The organism is Rhodococcus sp. SB1D, assembly GCF_048573875.1.
Lineage (GTDB): Bacteria > Actinomycetota > Actinomycetes > Mycobacteriales > Mycobacteriaceae > Rhodococcus_F > Rhodococcus_F qingshengii.
Window position 1 is genome coordinate 158975 of record NZ_JBMAIQ010000003.1, and the last position, 18455, is coordinate 177429.

Sequence of the window (18455 nt, forward strand, 5' to 3'; positions counted from 1 at the left end):
GGCGTCAGCCTCTGGGCCGAGCATCTACCTTGTCGTCATCGTCGTCGCGCTCGCCGGTTGCGAGCTGGACGCCGGATTTCTCGATGCTGCCGTCAGCACCTGACTTCTCGAGGTCGATCGGTGCATCACAGGTCGCAACCTCTTCGGCCTCAGGCTCTTCCGGTAGCGGCTTCTTGAGACTCAGGATGATCGAGCCTGCCAACACCACGATGATCACCGCGAGGCTGACCAGTGAGGGAATCTCGGGGATCGACGTGCTGATCACCTTGTGGCTGGCCTGCATGATCAGCTTCACGCCGATGAAGGCGAGGATGATCGACAGACCCTTGGACAGGTAGTGGAACTTCTCGAGCAGGCCCGAGAGCAGGAAGTACAGGGCACGCAGACCCAAGATCGCAAACGCGTTGCTGGAGTAGACGATGAATGGATCGTCACTCACTGCCAGCACTGCCGGGACACTGTCGACTGCGAACACGAGGTCGGCAGCTTCGATGGCGACGACGACGGCGAACAGTGGTGTTGCGACGCGCTTTCCGGCTTCCTTGACGAAGAACTTGGTTCCTGCGTATTCCTCACGGACCGGCATGATCTTGCGCAGCAAGCGAACCGCCAGCGAGGTTCCCGGATCGAAGTTCTCGTCGTCGTCCTTGAGCAGCTTGTAGGCGCTGTAGAGCAGGATGGCGGCGAAGACGAACAGAACGGCCGTGAACTTGCTGACCACGGCAACGCCGGCGGCGAGGAAGATACCGCGGAAGATCAGGGCGCCGATGACACCGAAGAACAACACGCGGTGCTGGTATTCACGGGGCACCTTGAAGTAACCGAAGATCAGGGCGAACACGAAGAGGTTGTCGACGGAGAGGCTCTTCTCCAACAGCCAGGCCGTGGTGAATTCGACGCCCGAGTTCACCCCCAAGGTCAGGGTGACGACCACCGCGAATACGAGAGACAAACCGACCCAGAGTGCACTCCACCAGGCCGCTTCCTTGAAGCCGATGACGTGCGCGCCGCGGTGGGCGAGCAGGTCGATGAGCAACATGACGACGATGACTGCGGCGAACGCGGCCCACGCCCACATGGGAACGTTCATCGCTGACCACCTACCCGAATGGCACTGATGACTGCGGTCACGGGGAGCTCCTTCACTGGGTTCGGACGGCCGTCTCGCCGTCTTCTCCAGTGTTCCTTGCCGACTTCTATCCATCCCGGTCGAAATATCGACGACTTTCACACCTGAAGTTGCCGAAACCATGCAATCTGAGGGTGTTGCGTCCGAAACCGCCGCTGGACGGCATCTTGTTCTAGCCTGGCAAGCATGAGCACCTCGTTGTACTACTCCGCCGTCCGCACCACACCGCTGACCGACGACGAGAAGGCCGAAGTCGACCGACTCATCGCCGTCCACAACGACGAATTTCCGTTCGACTACGAGGTCCTGGACCTCTATCCGTCGGATATCCCCAACACTCTGCTCAACGGTTCGACAAAGATCTCGAGCGACCCGACCGAGGTAATCCCTTCGCTCGTCTACTGGTTCAACGCTCTGACCGAACTCCGGCGAGCGGTGCCCGACGCAGACTGGGACGTTTCACTCGACGACACCCCCGCCGATTGGGATGACAGCTCCGGCTATTCGCTCCCCGGGCTCGACGACATGCAGTAGCGAGTCACGGGTTCGCCAGGAGGGCGGCTCCGTAGCTCTCCAGCGCGATGAGCGCCAACTCTGTTGGCAGCCGACGCTGGTCCACGCTGCGGTCTAACAGCTTTTCGGCCTGATCGAGTCGATACCGCACGGTGTTCTTGTGCAGACCGAGCGCCACGGCGGTAGCGGCTGCAGTGCAATTGTTCTCGTAATAGACCCGAACGGTGTCACGGATACGCGTCGTGACACCGTCCGCGCCGGCGAGTCCTTTCAATTCCCGGGCCACCAACGCACGCAGTTCGTCCAGATCTTCGGTGAGCAGACAGGGAACCTGAACATCTTCGTAGACGGTGACCCCCGGCGAACCCGTCGAACGGACCGCGATGCGCTGCGCGGCGAGAGCCTCGCGGTGACTGCGCGCGAATCCTTCCATTCCGTAACCGCTGGCCCCCACCGCGACACGAAGATCCGAATTCCGAGCACGATCGAGCGCCGCCCACTCATGGCCGTCGAAATGCGCGACCCACGACCACACCTCGCGCGCCCCCGAAGGCAGCGTCAGCACGCGCTCGGCGTTCGACTCGTCCACAAAGGAACGCGCATACGAGTCCAATCGGGCCAATACGTCGGCGGCCGGATCGGTGTCGTCCGTCCAGAGAACAAACGCAGTGTGGTGGCGTCGCATCGGGTAGTCGAGAATCTGCGACACCTCATCGGAGTGAAGTGCTTCGCCTGCGACAATCGCGTGCACCGTCTCGGACCGACGCGCAAAAGCGCCGCGCGCCAAGCTCTCACGCTCCTTCGCATACGTTGCCACCAACAATTCGGTGGTCACTTCCAGCCATCTCATCGCCGAACCCCACACTCGGACCAGAAGTGCGCGCTTGAGTTCCGGACCGATCGGAAGTGCTTCTATCGACTCGTCGACGAAGCCCAGCATCGCGAGGCGTCCGGCACCGTAGATCTTGAGCAGGACTCGAAGATCCATACCGCGCCTGGCAACGGTGAGTGCAAGCGCAACCGACTCCGGCGGCGGCGTGACCTCCTGGGAACCGCCCGCGATCGCGGCCACGATGACGCGAAGCTGCGCCGCAGTGCTCGCATCCACATCGCGTCGTAGCTCCCGATCACCCGCCACTTCAGGATTGGCCACCGCAATGGCGTCGTCGATGCGTTGAACGAAACCGTCGATCACATCCGGCTGGAGATAGATGGGCGCGAGATTTGCAATCCAGCCGTCCAACTCCGATGTGTCCATGGCGCCTCCCCGACTTGTCACCCTGATTGTGACTTAGTCACAAATCTATCGTCTCACTTCGGCCAAGAAGCCCTAGCAACCCGGTTTCGACTGGTCCACAATCACATCTCACTGCAGATTCATCTCACTGCAACCAACCCCTATCTTTGGAGACGCTGGAGTAAATGAACAAACCTTTCGACGGTCAGGTAGTGGTCATCACCGGCGGCGCCCGGGGCATCGGATACGCCACCGCGAAGCGGCTGATCAGCCTGGGTGCGACCGTCGCGATCGGCGACATCGACGAAGCCACTCTCGCGCGAGCAGCCAAGGATTTGGGCATCCGCACGTTCGGGCGCCTCGACGTCACCGACCCCGCCTCGTTCTTCGACTTCCTCGACACCGTCGAAGGTGAACTCGGCCCGATCGACGTGCTGGTCAACAATGCGGGCATCATGCCGGTCGGACGGATCGTCGACGAGGACGACTCCGTGACCAGACGCATCATCGAGATCGACGTCCTCGGCGTGATCACGGGAACCAAGCTCGCATTGCGACGGATGCTTCCACGCGGACGTGGACACGTCATCAACATCGCTTCGCTTGCAGGCGAACTCCCGTGCCCGGGTTTGTCGACGTACTGCGGCGCCAAGCATGCGGTGTTGGGCTTCACCGATTCTGTCCGCAAGGAAGTTCGTGGCACCGGAGTTCACATCTCGTCCGTGCTGCCGACGCTCACCAACACCCAACTCACCTCGGGCACTTCGGGAATGAAGGGATTCCGAGAGGTTCAGCCGGAGGAAATCGCCGAAGCCATCGTCGGCTTGATCACCAAACCACGGCCACGCGTACGTATTACGCGGGTGTCCGGGCTTCTCGTGCAGGCACAGGGCTTCTTCCCCCGGCGGCCGTACGAGGCATTGAGCCGACTGTTCGGCGTCGAGACGCAGTTTCTCGGCGACGTCGACACCGCGGCACGTGCTGCCTACGAAGAACGCGCCCGCGCAAGCTGATCAGGTCAGCTCGGTGGCCGGCCAGTCGAGCAGCTTCGCACCCAGTACGGCAGCGTGGAGCGCGAAGCTGTCGTTGGGATCGTTGACGTTCTGACCGGTGAGTTCACGGATGCGGTCCAACCGGTACGTCACGGCGCGGACGGACAAATGCAGGTCTCGGGCGGTCTTAGCCGTATTGCCGCCGGCGGAAAAGTACGCGAGCAGTGTGTCGATCATCGGTCCAGCGCCACCACGCGCCTCGAGCAGCGGTGTGAGAAGGGTGTGGATCAGGTCGGTGACCGCCGGTCTGTCGTTGACCAGAACCCGGTAGACCAGCAGGTCACGAGCATCGATGATCGGTGCGGTCAACGACAGGCGCTGCGCCAGGTCCAGTGCGTCCAGCGCCTCCCGGTACGACGCCACCACGCCCGAAGCGGTGGTTCGAGGGCGCCCGACAGCGATCTGCCACGTGCCGTCCAAAGGACGCCGCTGCAACTGCACTCGCCCAACGTCATCGGTCCCCGGTCCGAGAGCCGACCGAATCCCTGCCAGCACGTGGTCGACGGCATCGCGATCCGGCGCCGCGAAAACGACCACCAGTTTGCCGCTCTTGCTGGCGACCAACGCGTCGGCGTCACCCTTGCTACCCAGAACGGCACGTTCGACGGCGCGCACCAAAGGGTTGTCGTCGGTGAACTCACGGGCGGCGGTCACTACCGCCACGGCATGCGGACCACTGAGGTGGAGACCGAATCCTGAAGCGCGATCCAACAATCCGACGACGTCAGCGCCGCCGGTCAACAAGTCGTCGACGAACTCGCGGCGTGCCGATACCTGCGAGCGGACCAGAGAACGTCTGGCCAACTGAAACCCTTCGGCCAGTTCGGCGACGGCATCGTCGACGGCACGCAGCATCACTTCGCCGGCCGCGACGACGGCATTCGGATCCGATTGTGCCGCAATAACAGCAGGCAGTTCACGCCACAGACGCCAGGCCGAGGAGAGATACAGATCGAGCAGGGCTCGCAGGGCGACACCCTGCTGCGCTGCTTCTTCCCCGCGAGCGCGGAAGCGGTGCAGCTGGCGACGCTGCAGCGGTTTCCCTTCACAGACAGCGTCGCTGAGCACGTCGAGGAAATCACCCAGCAGTTCGACGGGTAGGCCACCGGCGTCGTCCGCCCCTGCCGCGGCTACCCGGGAAAGCACTTCTGTGGGCACTCCGGTTGCGTTCACCCCCCGCATTCTTCCACCACGTTCCGAAGGCGGGGGGACTGTCGTACCGGAACCGCTAGTCTTCGCCGACCAGGATGTGCGCGTAACTCACTCCGCCGGCTCCGATCATCTGCGCGAATCCGATCCGCGCACCGTCGTGCTGACGGACCCCGGACTGCCCACGAATCTGCTGCGTGATCTCGACGAACTGGGACAGGCCGGTAGCTCCACCGGGATGCCCACGGCCGATCAGTCCACCGCTGGGGCTGACCGCGACACGGCCTCCGATGTGGAAATCGCCGTCTGCCATCGCGAACGACGCCTTCCCTTCCGCCGCCAACCCGAGATCCTCGATGTACTGCAGTTCTTCGACGCTGAAAGCCTCGTGAACCTCTACGACGTCGACGTTGTCGGGGCGAATGTCAGCTTGCTCGTAGGCACGGGCGGAGACCCGCTTGGTCACACCGAGATCAGGCATGAACGCGGCAGCCCCGTGCCACTTGTCCGTCTCCGCTACGGCGGCAGCCACTCGGACGGCCCGACTGGCGTTCGCGAGTTTTCTGCTGGTGATGACGACTGCCGCTGCGCCGTCACCGATCGGGCAGGATTCGACGCGCCGGAGCGGATCCACCAGCATCGGTGCAGCTTTCAACTCGTCCATCGTCAATGCTTTGTTACGCTGCGCCATGGGGTTTCGGCTTGCATTGAAGAGGTTCTTCTCCACCACCAGGAGGCTGGCGTCGGCCGATTCGCCGTGTCGATGCATGCGAGCCTGCTTCATCAACGCAAACGGAACAGCAGGAACTGCCATGCCGGATACAGAAATCAAGTCCGGTTCACGTTCCCCTTCGGCAGCGCGGCTCATCAAGAGAGCACCGAGGCTTCCGACTCCGACCACCGCGGCAGTTTCCACCTGCCCCGATGCCACAGCAGCGCGGGCCTGCTCGAAAGCCGCTGTGCCGGTGGCTGATGCGTTCTCTACCGCAACAGCAGGAATCCCGGTCCACGCCATTTCGTGCAGAACCAGCGGAGCGGTCGACATTCCGGTACCGACGGCACCGACCACGAGCAGGCCGACTTCAGCCCAGTCCAGTCCGGAATCCCCGAGGGCCGCGTTCAACGCCTGTCCACCCTGAACATGTGGCGGTGTCGTCGTTTTGGAAACGAACGGCGTCATTCCGACGCCCGAGATGTATACCTCACGCATCGCGCGACTCCTTTTCGAAACCGTATGTCGTGAACAGTGAGTCTTCCGTGCCCGCACTCCGGGGAACAACGGAAACCACATCACCGATTCGAACGGGATCGGCACTGACTCCCAGAATTTCGATGTCGGCGTCACCGATACGCACCTGCGCGATGGTCACGGGAGGTTGCGCTCCGGCAATCGGAAATGCTGCAGTGCAATGCGATAAGACGGTACCGGACTCGGCCAGTTCGATCTGGGTCGCCGGGGCGTAGCACTTGGCGCAACGCTCACGGCAAGGGAAGCTGATGTTCTCGCACCGACTGCACTGCGAAGCCAGCAGTCTGATGCTCGTGCCTTCACATCGCAGGGCGGCATCGTCGAATGAAGGGTGCATTATTCGTCAGTCCTGTTCTTCAGACTCGTCGAGCCTGATCAGCCCAGTAGAGTTCTCGGAGATCCTTCTTGAGGACCTTCCCGTTGACGCTGCGCGGGAGTCGTTCGACGAAGTCGATTCGCTTGGGACTACGAACACCTCCGAGCTTGTTGCGGCACAGAGCAATCAGCTCGTCGGCACCTACTTCTGCGCCCTCGTTGAGCTCGACGACAGCGGTGACGGCCTCGCCCCATTCCGGGTCCGGAATGCCGATGACGGCACAGTCCTGCACAGCGGGGTGCGACCAAATCACCTGCTCGACCTCAGCTGGGAAGACGTTGAATCCGCCCGAGATGATCATGTCTTTCTTGCGGTCGGTGAGCGTCAGAAACCCTTCGTTGTCGAGGTATCCGATGTCGCCGGTGTGAAGCCAACCGTCACGTATGGTGTCGGCGGTCGCCTCGGGGTTGTTGTAGTACCCCTTCATGACCAGGTCTCCGCGTACGCAGATTTCGCCACGCTCACCGCTCGGAAGCGCGTTGTCTTCGTCGTCGCGGATTTCGACTCTGATCAACGGCGACGGCCGACCACAAGACAGCAATCGGGCGTCGTCGGCGATCTCGCCGGCGACAAAGTGCTGCTCGGGGCGCAGGAAACTGATGGAGCCGGGAGCTTCCGTCTGGCCGAAGCATTCGATCATCACCGGACCCAGAACCTTCAAGCACTTGCGCAGCTTCTCGGCCGACATCGGGGCAGAACCATAGAGGAAGTACCGCAGCGACGTGAGATCGTATTTCGCCAGATCCGGATGTTCGATCAACCGGTAGATCACGGTGGGAGGCAGGAACAGGTCGGTGACGTTGTATCGGTCGATCGACTCGAGCAGGGTCTCCGGATCCGGCCGCTTCAACACGACCACGGCGCCGCCGCGGGCAGTTGCCGGCAGGGTCAGCATTCCGGCGGAGTGCGTCATGGGGGCAGCCGCGAGGTTGACCACCTTCTCGTCGGCGCGATAGTGCATGGCAAGCATCAGCTGCGCAACACACATCGAGAAGCTGCGGTGGGTGTTCATCACACCCTTGGGAGCGCCTGTCGTACCGCCGGTCGGCGAAATCATCGCCACGGAATCCTGCGGAACGTCGACCCTCGGATGCGTCGACGGAGAATCGCCGAGCCAGTCCGTCAAAGCGCGGGCGTAGTCACGAACACACTCGGCGGCGTCCGCTTCTCCTTCGAGGCGGATGTACTGGATGCGGTCGCCGACTGCAGCGTGAATCTCGTCTACAGCTGCGGCGAGCACAGGGTGATAGAAGAGGATCTCGCAATCGAACTGGTTGATGAACCCGATGCTGTCCGTGATCGGACTGTTCGGATTGAGAGGCACCCAGGTTCCACCGGCACGCCAGGCAGAGATGACGCATAACCACGCCGCGGGATCATTGGGAGAGAGAACGCCGATCTTCGTTTCCGGCTTCATTCCGTCTCGCAGCAACGCGTTCGCGACACGACAGGACAGCGAACCCGCTTCTTCGAACGTCCAGTCGACGTCGCCGTGACGATATGCGATGGCAGCGGGATCGACGCTCCACCCTTGGTCGAAGAAATCGGAGAGGGCCATGGGAAACCATTCCTTCCTTCCTGCGGGCCGCAGCGTCCCAGGAAGTTGTCAGTAACTGTTTACATCTCGCCGAAACGTAGGCTCCCCTGACCGACCTGTCAACCATCGACAACTGCAAAACTGTTGCACAACAACAGAATAGAGCCAACGGTCGAACAGACTCAGCAGAATCATCCCGTCTCGTACACTAAACCATACGTCATTAGGTTTACCGGCGGCGCATGCTTTGACCATTTAACCGAACTGCGTTAGATTGACGAATGTGACTTGAGGCACACCGACTCGGTGCCCACTCGAAAACTGCTGCTGGTGAACAACACCCGAGCGCACAAGCCAAGTCACACCCGCAACCACCCCTTCCGACTAAGGAACACGATGGCTTCAGCACGCGAACTGATCGATGTGTCTCCACTCAGCAGACTCCAAATACGGGTCGTCCTTCTGTGCACGCTGGTCAATATGGCCGAGGGATACGACATCCTTTCGATGTCACTCGCCATACTGCCGATCACGGACGACTGGGGAATATCCGGCACCCAGTCCGGCATGCTTTTCAGCGCTGGTCTCATCGGCATGGCAGTCGGCTCGATCGCCTTGGGACCGGTCGGCGACCGATACGGGCGCCGCCCTCTGCTGATCGGTTCGCTGGTCGTCATCACAGTCGGTCTTCTACTGTCCGCAGCGAGCGGCGACGTCACACAACTTGCGCTTGCGCGTCTGCTGGCCGGCGTCGGCATGGGCGGCATCATCCCGAGTTCGCCGATCATCGTCGGCGAGTACGCACCTGCACGCAAGCGCTCGACGCTCATCGCGCTGTTCGCGATCGGCATTCCACTCGGGGGTGTACTCGGCGGCGCCGGAGCAGCGGTGCTGATGTCGACGTACGGCTGGCACTCCGCATTCCTGCTCGGCGCGGTCGTCACGGCAATAATGGCGGGTGTCGCCTATTTCGGAATCCCCGAATCGCCGGACTTCCTCGCCGCCAAGGGAACCGAGTCGTCGCGAAAGAAGCTGGACGAACTGATTTCCAAGATGAAACTGACCGGAGTCCCGGCCACGGGTAATCACGCGACACCCGTGCGGCGGTCACCGAACGTCTCCGGATCTGCTCACCTGAAGTCCTGGGCCCTGGCGACGACATGCATCGTCTTCGGCCTGGTCAACATCGCATACTTCTTCGGCAATACCTGGACACCGAAACTTCTCAAGCTTGCCGGCATGTCCAACAACGCCGGAATCAGTGGTGGACTGATGTTCTCGCTTGGCGGCGCGCTCGGAACGCTGGTCTTCGCCGGCCTGGCCCTTCGATTCGCCTCGATGTGGATCACGATGGGCTTCATCCTCGCCGGCTCGCTACTGTTCGGCGTCCTCGCTCTGGTCTCGACTCAACTCGGCCCCGCGCTGGTGGCGTCAGCTCTGCTCGGGCTGTGTATGACCGCGGCCTACACCGGCCTGTATGTCATGGTGCCGATCCTCTTCCGCCCCGAAGCACGTGTCTCCGCTCTCGGAATCGCAGCGGGACTCGGCCGCATCGGAAGTATCGTGACGCCGTTGGGGATCGGTCTACTCGTCGACCGTTCCTGGACGACAGAATCCATCTTCTTCCTCTTCGTCGTACCGACCCTGCTCGCCACCGCAACGATCACATACGCACAGATTCGCAATACCAAGGAATCCGTCGCACTTGCCGTCGACGGCGAAAAGGCATCTGTACCTGCCGCTTGATCAGATCGAGTTGTCCACCTGGTCGGCGTGAAGAACCCCGTAGAGGAAACTTCGCATCATCTGTTCGTACAACTGCCGGGGCGTACGTTGATTGGACTTCAGTGCGGCGTCGAGGACCGGGTGGGCAACTCGATCTACGTTGGCAAAAACGGCGGAACGCTTGGCCTCGGGCCTCACCGCCTCAGTGAGCGTGACACCCAAGGTCAGCTTCTCGAGGCCGTCGAGGATCTGAACATGCAGCCGCACAGGAACTCCCGAACCCTCGAGGTAATCTGCTGCAGCCTCGAACATGTCAGTCACGAGGTCTCGCGGAAGAAACTGCAACATCACCGGCGCGGCATTGCGGTGACGCAGAATCACATCCCGAAAGTTCAAGCCGTACGCGACAACCCAGTCCTGCCAATCACCTGACGCGGGCTGACGCGGAATCCTGGTCTCGAACACGATTGCTCGCGCAACCTCCGTCAAAATCTCGTTCTTGTCGGAGAAATGGTGATACAACGACGGAGCTTTGACGTCGAGGTACTTAGCCAGACGCGGAAGGCTGAAAGCGTCCAAGCCCTCGGCATCGATAATCGAGATTGCTGCGGCAACTGCGGTGGTTCGGCTGATCAACGGTTTCGACGGTCGAGCCATGTCGCTCTTCACTCCTGATTTGCTCGGCGTCCGAAGATCGTACAAGCACCGATCGGAAGGTCAGGACAAGCGCATCGAACCCGTGTCGATGTACCGCTGATGGAACGAGAATGCCTCGCCCAGGATGTGCGGCGTCTGCCCCGCACCCGGTTGAGCGTCGGCGCGAGCGATGTAATCGTGGAGCAGTGGCCGGAACTCCGGGTGAGCACACTTGTCGACGATCAGGCGCGCGCATCGCCGCGGCGACAGACCGCGCAGATCCGCCAACCCCTGCTCGGTCACCAACACCTGAGTGTCGTGCTCGGTGTGGTCGACGTGCGGAACCATCGGCACGATCGCCGAGATCTCACCGCCGCGGGCCGTCGACGGGCTCAGGAACATGGACACGTAGCCGTTGCGGGCGAAGTCCCCCGAGCCGCCGATTCCGTTCATGATCTTCGTCCCCATGACGTGCGTCGAGTTCACGTTGCCGTAGATGTCGGCCTCGAGCATGCCGTTCATGGCGATGATTCCGAGTCTGCGCACCACCTCCGGGTGGTTGCTGATCTCCTGCGGCCGGAGCGTGATGTGGTGGCGGTAGAAGTCGATGTTCGCGGTCAGTTCTTCGATGCTCTCTTCGGTGAGCGCCAAAGCCGTCGACGACGCATGCGCGACCGTTCCGTCCTTGATCAGCTTCAGCATCCCGTCCTGGATGACCTCGGAGTAGCAGGTCAGGCCGCGATACGGCCCCCGATCGAGCCCTCCGAGCACCGCGTTGGCGACATTGCCGATGCCCGCCTGCAGCGGAAGCAACGTATCGGCCGGCATCCGTCCGGCGCGCACCTCGAAGTCGAAGAATTCCAGGACGTGGCCGGCGATCGCCTCACTGACGGCGTCGGGTGCAGTGAGAGGGCTCGCGCTGTCACGGCAGTTGGTCTCGACAACGGCCACAACCTTCGTGGGATCCACTCGGAACGTGGTCTGGCCGATCCGGTCCTCGACACGAATGATCTCGAGCGGCTTGCGATGCGGCGGCAGCGCGGTGCCGTAATAGACGTCGTGAATACCTTCCATCGCCTCGGGCACCCACGAGTTGACTTCGAGGATGACCCTGTCGGCGACGTCCAGCCAGGTCTTGTTGTTGCCAATCGACGCGGAGGGAATCAATTCCCCTGATTCGGTGATACCGGCGACCTCGACCACCGCGACGTCCACGTTGCCGTAGTAGCCCTCCCACACCTGCTGAGCCACGTGGGAGAGATGGATGTCCACGTAGTCCATACGACCGTCATTGATCCGGCGACGTGCGGTGGCCTCGGACTGATACGGCATGCGCAGCGCGATTCCGTCGACCTCCGCGAGCAGCCTTTCGGTCTCGGTGGACACAGAAGCGCCGGTCAGGAGATTGATCGTGAAGTTCGATCCGTTGCCGCGGGTCCGGTGAATACGCTCGGCCAGGGCCGGAATGACAACCTTGGGTGTACCGGCGCTCGCGAAACCGCTGATCGCGACGGTGTCGCCCGGGTTGATGAACTTCACGGCGTCGGACGCAGACATCACCTTCGACGCAAACGCTGTGGCGCGAATGCGGTTGGAGGTGGCGTTGTGTCCGGTCTCACCGAAGGTTGAACTCACGGCACCAGGATAAACAGGGCACGTCGAAGCGATTTACGGGGATAACCCAGACAGAATCGCTCCGACGTGCTATGTGCACCGATCAGTTGACGACGCCGTACACGCCTTCGCCGACCAGGCTCGCAATTCGATATTTCTGGATCTTGCCCGACCCTGTCAGTGGGAACGCCTCCGCGCTGAACCACTCCTTGGGCGCCTTGTGGCGCGCCAGTCGCTCGGTGCAGAACTCGACCAGCTCGGCGGCGGTCGGTTGGTCGGACTCGTCCTTCCAGCGGATAACGGCGACAACTCGCTCACCCCACACCTCGTCGGGCACACCCACGACCGCCACGTCGAGAATCTTCGGATGTGTGAAGATCACGGACTCGACCTCACGCGGATAGATGTTCTCACCGCCGCGGATGATCATGTCCTTGAGGCGGCCGGTAACCCGGACGTATCCACGTTCGTCCATCGTCCCCAAATCGCCGGTATGCAACCAACCATCCTTGTCCACGGTGTCGGCCGAAGCCTCCGGATTACGGAAGTACTCGGTCATGACGAGGTACCCGCGCGCGCAGATCTCGCCTTGTTCGCCGAGCGGCACGCTGTCCCCGGTCACGACGTCGGAGATCTTCACTTCGACCTGCGGCAACGCGAGTCCGACCGTCTCCGACTTGTCCTCGGGGGTGTCGGCCGGGCTGGTCTGTGTGATGACGGGGCTGGCCTCGGTCTGTCCGTAGACGATGCTGAACCCCGCCCCGAAGGCCGACTCCACCGTGCTGACGAGTTCGGGCGGGACCGACGACCCGCCGGATACGACCACCGAACAGGCCGAAAAGTCGCGACTCGCGAAGCTGGCGTCGTTGATCATCGCGATCAGCATCGTCGGCACTCCACTGACCACGTCAGCGTGAAAGCGTTCCGCCGCATCGAGAACCGCAGTCGGATCGAAGTACTGGATCAGGCCGATGGACATTCTTCGCTGCGCGGCGCCGAGAACCAGGATGCCGCACCCGGCGGTGTGGAACAGCGGCATGGCCGACACAACCGAACCCCGCTCAGGGAATCGGCCTCTCCGACTCACGAAATCGGCATTGTTGACCAATCCGCGGTGATGCAACAGAGCACCTTTGGGAACTCCGGTGGTTCCCGACGTGTACTGGATCTGCGCATTGTCGTCAGGCGAGACTTCGGGCAGAGCGCCCCGCTCGCCCGCCCAACCTCGAACCTGGCGATCCCACTCCTCGAAGTTGACTGCGAGAACTTCTTCTCCCGAAATCGAAATCGCCTCGGATGCAACCGCTGCCATATCGCCACCGCGGAACTTTCCGGTGTGGAAGAGCCCCCGAGACTGGGACTGCGACAGGACGTACGCGAGTTCCTCCGCACCCAACGCCGGATTGGCGGTCACCAGAACCATCCCGGCGAGCGCGGCGCCGTATTGCAGAATCATCCATTCCGGAACGTTCGGAGCCCAGACGGTGATCCGATCTCCACAGTCGAACCGAGACAAGAGGTAGTGCGCACACCCCTCTGCTTCGTCGAGAAGCTCCGCGAAGGTCCACGTGCGATCGGTTTCAGCCGCCCCGGAAAGCGAATGCGATTGCGTCGGAACCACTTCTCTGATTGCAATCAGATTCGGCGAGTCCGCGGCGCACTCTCGCAGCAGCCCACCCACCGTTTGCTCCTCTATCGGGTCAGACACGTCAGCGGGGAAGTACGACGTTTCGAGAACACTGCTCATCTCACATCCACTTTCTATCGAGGAGGGGTGTCGGACGCGGGGAGCGGCCCGCCTCCGTCTGGAATCTTGCGTCCGGAATCGCGGTACTGAACCGCGGCATGGAATCCGTCGCGCTCGGCAAAATCCTTGAACCAGCGCCCCTCCGGGGAGTGACGCGTAATTCCGTCGAACAGGGTTGCCAGTACCTGGGTGCCTTGCAATCCCATGTTGTCGTACGCCTGGTTGATCATCATCTTCTGCATGGCCAACTGATTGAGCGGAACACCGGCGATGCGATCCGCCAACGCTTCCACCGCCGAGTCCAATTCGTCGGCCGGCACCGCTTCGAGCGCCAATCCCCAGTCAGCCGCAGTGACACCGTCAATGGTGTCTCCCGTCAACAGCATTCGCTTGGCACGCTGGGCTCCGAGCCGGTACACCCACATCGCCGTCGTCGGGCAACCCCACACACGCGCAGGCGGGTATCCGATGCGAGCGTCGTCGGCCATGATCAGCATGTCGCAGGACAGCGCGATGTCACTCCCACCGGCAATCGCATATCCCTGAACCTTGCAGATCGTCGGCTTGAGCGATCGCCAGAGCGTGAAGAAGTCGTCGGTGTTCTGCTTCATCCCGCGAAAGTCCTTGATGGGGTCCCAGACCGGGCCCTGGTTCCACTTTCCGTCAAGGTCACCTTCGGCAAACTTCTTGAGGTCGTACCCGGCACAAAACGCCTTGCCCGCACCTTGCAAGACGATCACACGGACCTCGTCGTCGTCATTGGCTGCTGCCACCGCGTTTCGAATGTCAGACGGCATCCGGTCGTCGATCGCGTTGAGCCGATCGGGGCGGTTGAGCGTGATATACGCTTTACCGCCGGACGTCTCGTACTTCAGGGTCGCAAAATCCGTCATCATCGGTCCTGTCGACAGAGCGCGCCTCGCTCGGAACGAGTTGCGCTAGTTCTGGGTGAGGAGCAGGCGAACGACGCCTGCCCATTGACTGATCGAACGACGCGCAGACGCGTCGCTCTTCTGCACTGCCCGGGACAGCGCCAAACCACGGAGCATCAGCACCGTCAGATCTGCAATCTGCGAATAGTTCTCGGAAGCAACAATTTCGGGACCGAAAGCGTCGTGGACAACTCGCCGCAGATCCCGTCCGGCGATTCGCTCCGATTCCCGGAGCACCTCGGCCAACACCGGATCCGTCCGCGCTGCGGACCACAGTTCGAGTTCCGCTTGAAATGGCGGCTGAGTCAACGCCGAATACAGAGCGGAGATCGAGTTCTCGATCGTGTCAACCGACGAATCCTGCCGAGACATGGCAGCTCTTACCGCCACCTCGTTCCGTACGACGATGTTCGACACCAACGCCGCAGTGAGCTCCTGCATGTTCGGAAAGTGGTGCAGCAGAGCGCCCCGACTGACTCCGGCAGCGGTTTGCACCGACTGCGCCGTCAGAGATGAATAACCGTCCGCTATCAGTAAATCCGTTGCCGCATCGAGAATCCGGTGGCGCGTCGCTTCGCGCTGCGCATCGCGCAGGGTCACGGTCTCACCTCCAACTTCTCGAGTGGCATGGCTCACAGTTTCACAGTCCATTCAGACTGTCAATGGCCGAAAGCCTCCGGCGTACTCTCGATGCACCGGCCCTTCGGACTGATCGGAGCAACACGTGACGACCTCACCGCCGACCGTCTCGCTGACGCTCGACCAACTTGCTTCACGCGCTGCTTCCCTGATCACCGACGACGGTCGGAGAATCCTCGGCATCACGGGCGCACCGGGAGCCGGAAAGTCGACGGTGTCACAGGCAATTGTGCGGAAATTAGGTTCTCGTTGCTCCATCGTCGAGATGGACGGTTTTCATCTTGCCAATCGGGAACTCGACCGACTCGGCAGGCATGAACGCAAAGGCGCACCGGACACCTTCGACGTCGACGGCTACGCGGCTCTACTACGCCGACTCCGAGCCTCGAACTCGACGGTCTATGCTCCGGTCTTCGATCGCGAGTTCGACGAATCAATAGGCAGCACAACGGCTGTCGACCCATGTACACCGCTGATAGTCACCGAGGGGAACTATCTGCTCCTACCCAGTGGTGGATGGCAGGAAGTGCGAGCAGCACTCGACGAGGTCTGGTATCTCGACGTTCCGGAGGAAACTCGGACGAAGCGCTTGGTGAAACGCCACAGCCGCTTCGGAAAGAGTTCCGAAGCGGCTGCAGAGTGGGTGAAACGGGTAGATCAGCCGAACGCCGAGTTGATCAGCGCAGTCAGGCCACGCGCGGATCTGATCGTCAGAATCGAACGGTCCGAGCCTCACTGATGTCAGCTGAAAACCTAAGAACCGCCGCCGGTTCCGAGAAAAGTGGCCAGCCCGGCAACTCCGGCGATTCCGCCGAATATCGCCGCCAATGCACCGGCGACGGTGATAACGCTGTCGAGCGCTTTGAGATCGGTGTCGGATGAACCCATGGCAGTCTCCTGGAGTCAGAATTGAAAGTGGGGTTGAATGTGCGCCGAAGTGCGCAATGTTGCACACGTCACTTTACCGGCATTCGCGACCCGGATCAACGAAACCTGTCTCCACATACGTTGCACTGCAACATATTTAAACAGTAGCTTGCAGGTCCACCGAGACACGACGACGGCCATCTGCCCGCAGCGCGGGCAGATGGCCGTCGTTGGATATTGCCGAGGAGTCAGACGCTCGTCACATGCATGACGTGCTTGGCCCTCGTGTACTCCGCCAGTGCGAGCTCCGACAGATCCTTGCCGTAACCCGACCCGGCGAAGCCACCGTGAGGCATCTCAGCGGCGAGCATTCCGTGGGCTCCCACCCAGACGCAGCCGAAGTCCAGTTCGGCCGTCATCCTCATCGCGGTGCCGTGGTCGGACGTCCACACGCTCGACGCGAGAGCGTACTTGGTCCCGTTCGCAAGTTCGATCGCTTCAGCCTCGGTGGAGAACGACTGTACGGTGACAACCGGCCCGAATATCTCTTCCTGGACCAGCTCATCTTCCTGCTGCACCCCGGAAATAACAGTCGGCAGATAGAAAAACCCTGGTCCAGCCGGCTTTCCCCCGCCAATACATACGTTCGTATTTGCTGAGCGTCTCTCTACCAACTCCGCCACTCGATCACGGTGAGCGCGGCTGACCAGGGGGCCGAGACAATCGCCCGATTCCGGTCCGCCCAACCTCAAGTCCGCGGCCGCAGCCGTCAACTTCTCGGTGAACTCCTCCGCAACCTCCTCTTGAACGAGAATCCTCGTCGCAGCGGTGCAATCTTGACCGCTGTTGTAAAAGGCTCCGGCAGCAATCCCCGCGACTGCGCCGTCGAGGTCCGCGTCGGCGAAAACAACGGCGGGTGCCTTGCCTCCGAGTTCGAGATGCAACAGCTTGACGTCTTCCGATGCGGCCTTTGCGACCGAAATCCCCGCTCTCGTCGATCCCGTCAGCGCAATCATCCGAGGAACCGGATGAGCGACGAGCGCGGCTCCGGTATCGCGATCGCCGCACACTACGTTCAACACCCCGGGCGGATAGATCTGCGCTGCAAGCACTCCCAGCATCACCGCGGTTTCCGGCGTCTCCTCGGCCGGCTTGAGCACGAGGGTGTTTCCCGTCGCGAGTGCCGGCGCGATCTTCCAGATCGCCATCATCAACGGGTAGTTCCAAGGAGCGATCGCACCGATCACGCCAATGGGTTCACGTCTGACATAAGACGTAGCACCCTCCGTGTACTCCATTGCGGCAACGCCCGGCAGAGAGCGGGCAATACCCGCGAAGTACCGCAGAAAGTCAACACACTGCGGGATCTCGTCGTCTCGCACCTGCCTGAGAGGCTTGCCGGTACTGCGGCATTCGACCTCGAGGAAATATTTCGCGTTTGCTTCCAGCGCGTCCGCGAGGGCCAGCAGCAACTCCTGACGGCGCGCAGGGGTGGACCGGCGCCAGGACCGCGCAGCCTTCTCAGACGAACGGCAGGCTCGATCGACGTCATCGGCGGAACCGACGGCAGCACGGGCATATGGATTGTCGGTCACCGGATCGACCAGCACGGAAAGTCTACCTGCCGGGCTCTCGCACGTTCCGTCGATCACGTGACCAAACGCTGCGACAGTCATCGAAGTTTCCACCGTCATGAGCGCGATCCGGGGAGCGCGACGAAGAACTTCTTCGACGGCTCAACCGTCTCCCAGGTACCGCGAAACGACTGCGGCACGAAAAATGCTTCCCCAGAAGAGAATTCGCGACGGTTTCCATCGAGGTCGATCAGTGCCACCCGGCCGCTGATCATGATGCAGACCTCGTCGTACGGATACGGGTCGCACAAGAGCGTGCCGGGCTCGCCTTCCCAACCACCGCCGAAGTATTCCCCGTTCGGATCTCCAAATGACCTCCATTCGGATTCCGACCAGTTCGGGCTCGCGTCGTCACCCCACTCCGGGATGAACCGCGTCCCCTGCCCTGGCCCGAACGTTCGAATGTCGTTGACACTCAT

General features: G+C 61.7%; 18 protein-coding genes. 4 read left to right on the forward strand and 14 right to left on the reverse strand.

Annotated elements, in window-relative coordinates; translation table 11 throughout:
- Positions 1-4 precede the first annotated feature (4 nt).
- On the reverse strand, positions 5-1090 hold the full coding sequence (locus tag ACN50D_RS09525; RefSeq protein ID WP_211921690.1) for a TerC family protein: 1086 nt from the start codon (positions 1088-1090) through the stop codon (positions 5-7).
- A 225-nt stretch (positions 1091-1315) separates the two neighbouring features.
- Here ACN50D_RS09525 and ACN50D_RS09530 point away from each other — a divergent pair, with 225 nt between their 5' ends.
- Entirely contained in the window at positions 1316-1663 is a 348-nt protein-coding gene (locus tag ACN50D_RS09530; protein ID WP_003943172.1) for a hypothetical protein, read from the forward strand.
- A 4-nt stretch (positions 1664-1667) separates the two neighbouring features.
- Here the strand turns inward: ACN50D_RS09530 and ACN50D_RS09535 are convergent, their stop codons facing one another.
- Positions 1668-2900: a PucR family transcriptional regulator gene (locus tag ACN50D_RS09535; protein WP_136471993.1), complete on the reverse strand. Its 1233-nt coding sequence runs from the start codon at positions 2898-2900 to the stop codon at positions 1668-1670.
- A 164-nt stretch (positions 2901-3064) separates the two neighbouring features.
- Here ACN50D_RS09535 and ACN50D_RS09540 point away from each other — a divergent pair, with 164 nt between their 5' ends.
- Complete coding sequence (locus ACN50D_RS09540) at positions 3065-3892, forward strand: SDR family oxidoreductase (protein WP_047269379.1); 828 nt, start codon at positions 3065-3067, stop codon at positions 3890-3892.
- On the opposite strand, the gene ACN50D_RS09545 is transcribed toward ACN50D_RS09540, so the two are convergent.
- Genes ACN50D_RS09545 through ACN50D_RS09560 form a run of 4 tightly spaced genes read right to left on the reverse strand, consistent with a single transcriptional unit; the run spans position 3893 to position 8263 of the window.
- Positions 3893-5104: a PucR family transcriptional regulator gene (locus tag ACN50D_RS09545; RefSeq protein WP_211921692.1), complete on the reverse strand. Its 1212-nt coding sequence runs from the start codon at positions 5102-5104 to the stop codon at positions 3893-3895.
- A gap of 55 nt (positions 5105-5159) precedes the next feature.
- A complete protein-coding gene (locus ACN50D_RS09550; RefSeq protein ID WP_003942932.1) occupies positions 5160-6290 on the reverse strand; it encodes a thiolase family protein in 1131 nt (376 codons plus the stop codon).
- Entirely contained in the window at positions 6283-6666 is a 384-nt protein-coding gene (locus ACN50D_RS09555; RefSeq protein ID WP_020971157.1) for a Zn-ribbon domain-containing OB-fold protein, read from the reverse strand. The genes ACN50D_RS09550 and ACN50D_RS09555 overlap by 8 nt, the downstream gene beginning before the upstream one ends.
- Positions 6667-6685: 19 nt before the next feature.
- Positions 6686-8263, reverse strand: a complete 1578-nt coding sequence (locus ACN50D_RS09560; RefSeq protein ID WP_058038360.1) for an AMP-binding protein — start codon at positions 8261-8263, stop codon at positions 6686-6688.
- Between the two features lie 375 nt (positions 8264-8638).
- On the opposite strand from ACN50D_RS09560, the gene ACN50D_RS09565 reads away from it, so the two are divergent.
- Positions 8639-9988, forward strand: a complete 1350-nt coding sequence (locus ACN50D_RS09565; RefSeq protein ID WP_211921694.1) for an MFS transporter — start codon at positions 8639-8641, stop codon at positions 9986-9988.
- On the opposite strand, the gene ACN50D_RS09570 is transcribed toward ACN50D_RS09565, so the two are convergent.
- The 5 genes from ACN50D_RS09570 to ACN50D_RS09590 all read right to left on the reverse strand — a co-directional run bounded on the left by ACN50D_RS09570 (position 9989) and on the right by ACN50D_RS09590 (position 15496).
- Entirely contained in the window at positions 9989-10624 is a 636-nt protein-coding gene (locus ACN50D_RS09570; RefSeq protein WP_030536123.1) for a TetR/AcrR family transcriptional regulator, read from the reverse strand.
- 60 nt (positions 10625-10684) lie between these two features.
- Positions 10685-12238, reverse strand: coding sequence for an acetyl-CoA hydrolase/transferase family protein (locus tag ACN50D_RS09575; RefSeq protein ID WP_211921696.1), 1554 nt, complete (start codon positions 12236-12238; stop codon positions 10685-10687).
- A gap of 82 nt (positions 12239-12320) precedes the next feature.
- On the reverse strand, positions 12321-13964 hold the full coding sequence (locus ACN50D_RS09580; protein WP_042451563.1) for an AMP-binding protein: 1644 nt from the start codon (positions 13962-13964) through the stop codon (positions 12321-12323).
- A 14-nt stretch (positions 13965-13978) separates the two neighbouring features.
- The gene (locus ACN50D_RS09585) at positions 13979-14857 is read right to left on the reverse strand and encodes a crotonase/enoyl-CoA hydratase family protein (protein ID WP_223304467.1); all 879 of its coding nucleotides are present in this window, start codon (positions 14855-14857) and stop codon (positions 13979-13981) included.
- A 45-nt stretch (positions 14858-14902) separates the two neighbouring features.
- The gene (locus tag ACN50D_RS09590) at positions 14903-15496 is read right to left on the reverse strand and encodes a TetR/AcrR family transcriptional regulator (RefSeq protein ID WP_007730510.1); all 594 of its coding nucleotides are present in this window, start codon (positions 15494-15496) and stop codon (positions 14903-14905) included.
- A 124-nt stretch (positions 15497-15620) separates the two neighbouring features.
- On the opposite strand from ACN50D_RS09590, the gene ACN50D_RS09595 reads away from it, so the two are divergent.
- The gene (locus ACN50D_RS09595) at positions 15621-16274 is read left to right on the forward strand and encodes a nucleoside/nucleotide kinase family protein (protein ID WP_007730507.1); all 654 of its coding nucleotides are present in this window, start codon (positions 15621-15623) and stop codon (positions 16272-16274) included.
- Between the two features lie 14 nt (positions 16275-16288).
- On the opposite strand, the gene ACN50D_RS09600 is transcribed toward ACN50D_RS09595, so the two are convergent.
- The 3 genes from ACN50D_RS09600 to ACN50D_RS09610 all read right to left on the reverse strand — a co-directional run bounded on the left by ACN50D_RS09600 (position 16289) and on the right by ACN50D_RS09610 (position 18455).
- Positions 16289-16423, reverse strand: a complete 135-nt coding sequence (locus ACN50D_RS09600) for a hypothetical protein (RefSeq protein WP_003942853.1) — start codon at positions 16421-16423, stop codon at positions 16289-16291.
- A 227-nt stretch (positions 16424-16650) separates the two neighbouring features.
- Positions 16651-18096: an aminobutyraldehyde dehydrogenase gene (locus ACN50D_RS09605; RefSeq protein WP_211921698.1), complete on the reverse strand. Its 1446-nt coding sequence runs from the start codon at positions 18094-18096 to the stop codon at positions 16651-16653.
- The gene (locus ACN50D_RS09610) at positions 18093-18455 is read right to left on the reverse strand and encodes a cupin domain-containing protein (RefSeq protein ID WP_042921486.1); all 363 of its coding nucleotides are present in this window, start codon (positions 18453-18455) and stop codon (positions 18093-18095) included. Before ACN50D_RS09610 ends, ACN50D_RS09605 begins: the two co-directional genes overlap by 4 nt.

Excerpts from the sequence above, each read along its gene's own strand:
- ACN50D_RS09525 (WP_211921690.1), bottom strand. The coding sequence starts at position 1,090 with ATGAACGTTCCCATGTGGGCGTGGGCCGCGTTCGCCGCAGTCATCGTC.
- ACN50D_RS09530 (WP_003943172.1), top strand. The coding sequence starts at position 1,316 with ATGAGCACCTCGTTGTACTACTCCGCCGTCCGCACCACACCGCTGACC.
- ACN50D_RS09535 (WP_136471993.1), bottom strand. The coding sequence starts at position 2,900 with ATGGACACATCGGAGTTGGACGGCTGGATTGCAAATCTCGCGCCCATC.
- ACN50D_RS09540 (WP_047269379.1), top strand. The coding sequence starts at position 3,065 with ATGAACAAACCTTTCGACGGTCAGGTAGTGGTCATCACCGGCGGCGCC.
- ACN50D_RS09550 (WP_003942932.1), bottom strand. The coding sequence starts at position 6,290 with ATGCGTGAGGTATACATCTCGGGCGTCGGAATGACGCCGTTCGTTTCC.
- ACN50D_RS09555 (WP_020971157.1), bottom strand. The coding sequence starts at position 6,666 with ATGCACCCTTCATTCGACGATGCCGCCCTGCGATGTGAAGGCACGAGC.
- ACN50D_RS09560 (WP_058038360.1), bottom strand. The coding sequence starts at position 8,263 with ATGGCCCTCTCCGATTTCTTCGACCAAGGGTGGAGCGTCGATCCCGCT.
- ACN50D_RS09565 (WP_211921694.1), top strand. The coding sequence starts at position 8,639 with ATGGCTTCAGCACGCGAACTGATCGATGTGTCTCCACTCAGCAGACTC.
- ACN50D_RS09570 (WP_030536123.1), bottom strand. The coding sequence starts at position 10,624 with ATGGCTCGACCGTCGAAACCGTTGATCAGCCGAACCACCGCAGTTGCC.
- ACN50D_RS09580 (WP_042451563.1), bottom strand. The coding sequence starts at position 13,964 with ATGAGCAGTGTTCTCGAAACGTCGTACTTCCCCGCTGACGTGTCTGAC.
- ACN50D_RS09585 (WP_223304467.1), bottom strand. The coding sequence starts at position 14,857 with ATGACGGATTTTGCGACCCTGAAGTACGAGACGTCCGGCGGTAAAGCG.
- ACN50D_RS09600 (WP_003942853.1), bottom strand. The coding sequence starts at position 16,423 with ATGGGTTCATCCGACACCGATCTCAAAGCGCTCGACAGCGTTATCACC.
- ACN50D_RS09605 (WP_211921698.1), bottom strand. The coding sequence starts at position 18,096 with ATGACGGTGGAAACTTCGATGACTGTCGCAGCGTTTGGTCACGTGATC.
- ACN50D_RS09610 (WP_042921486.1), bottom strand. The coding sequence starts at position 18,455 with ATGAGTGTCAACGACATTCGAACGTTCGGGCCAGGGCAGGGGACGCGG.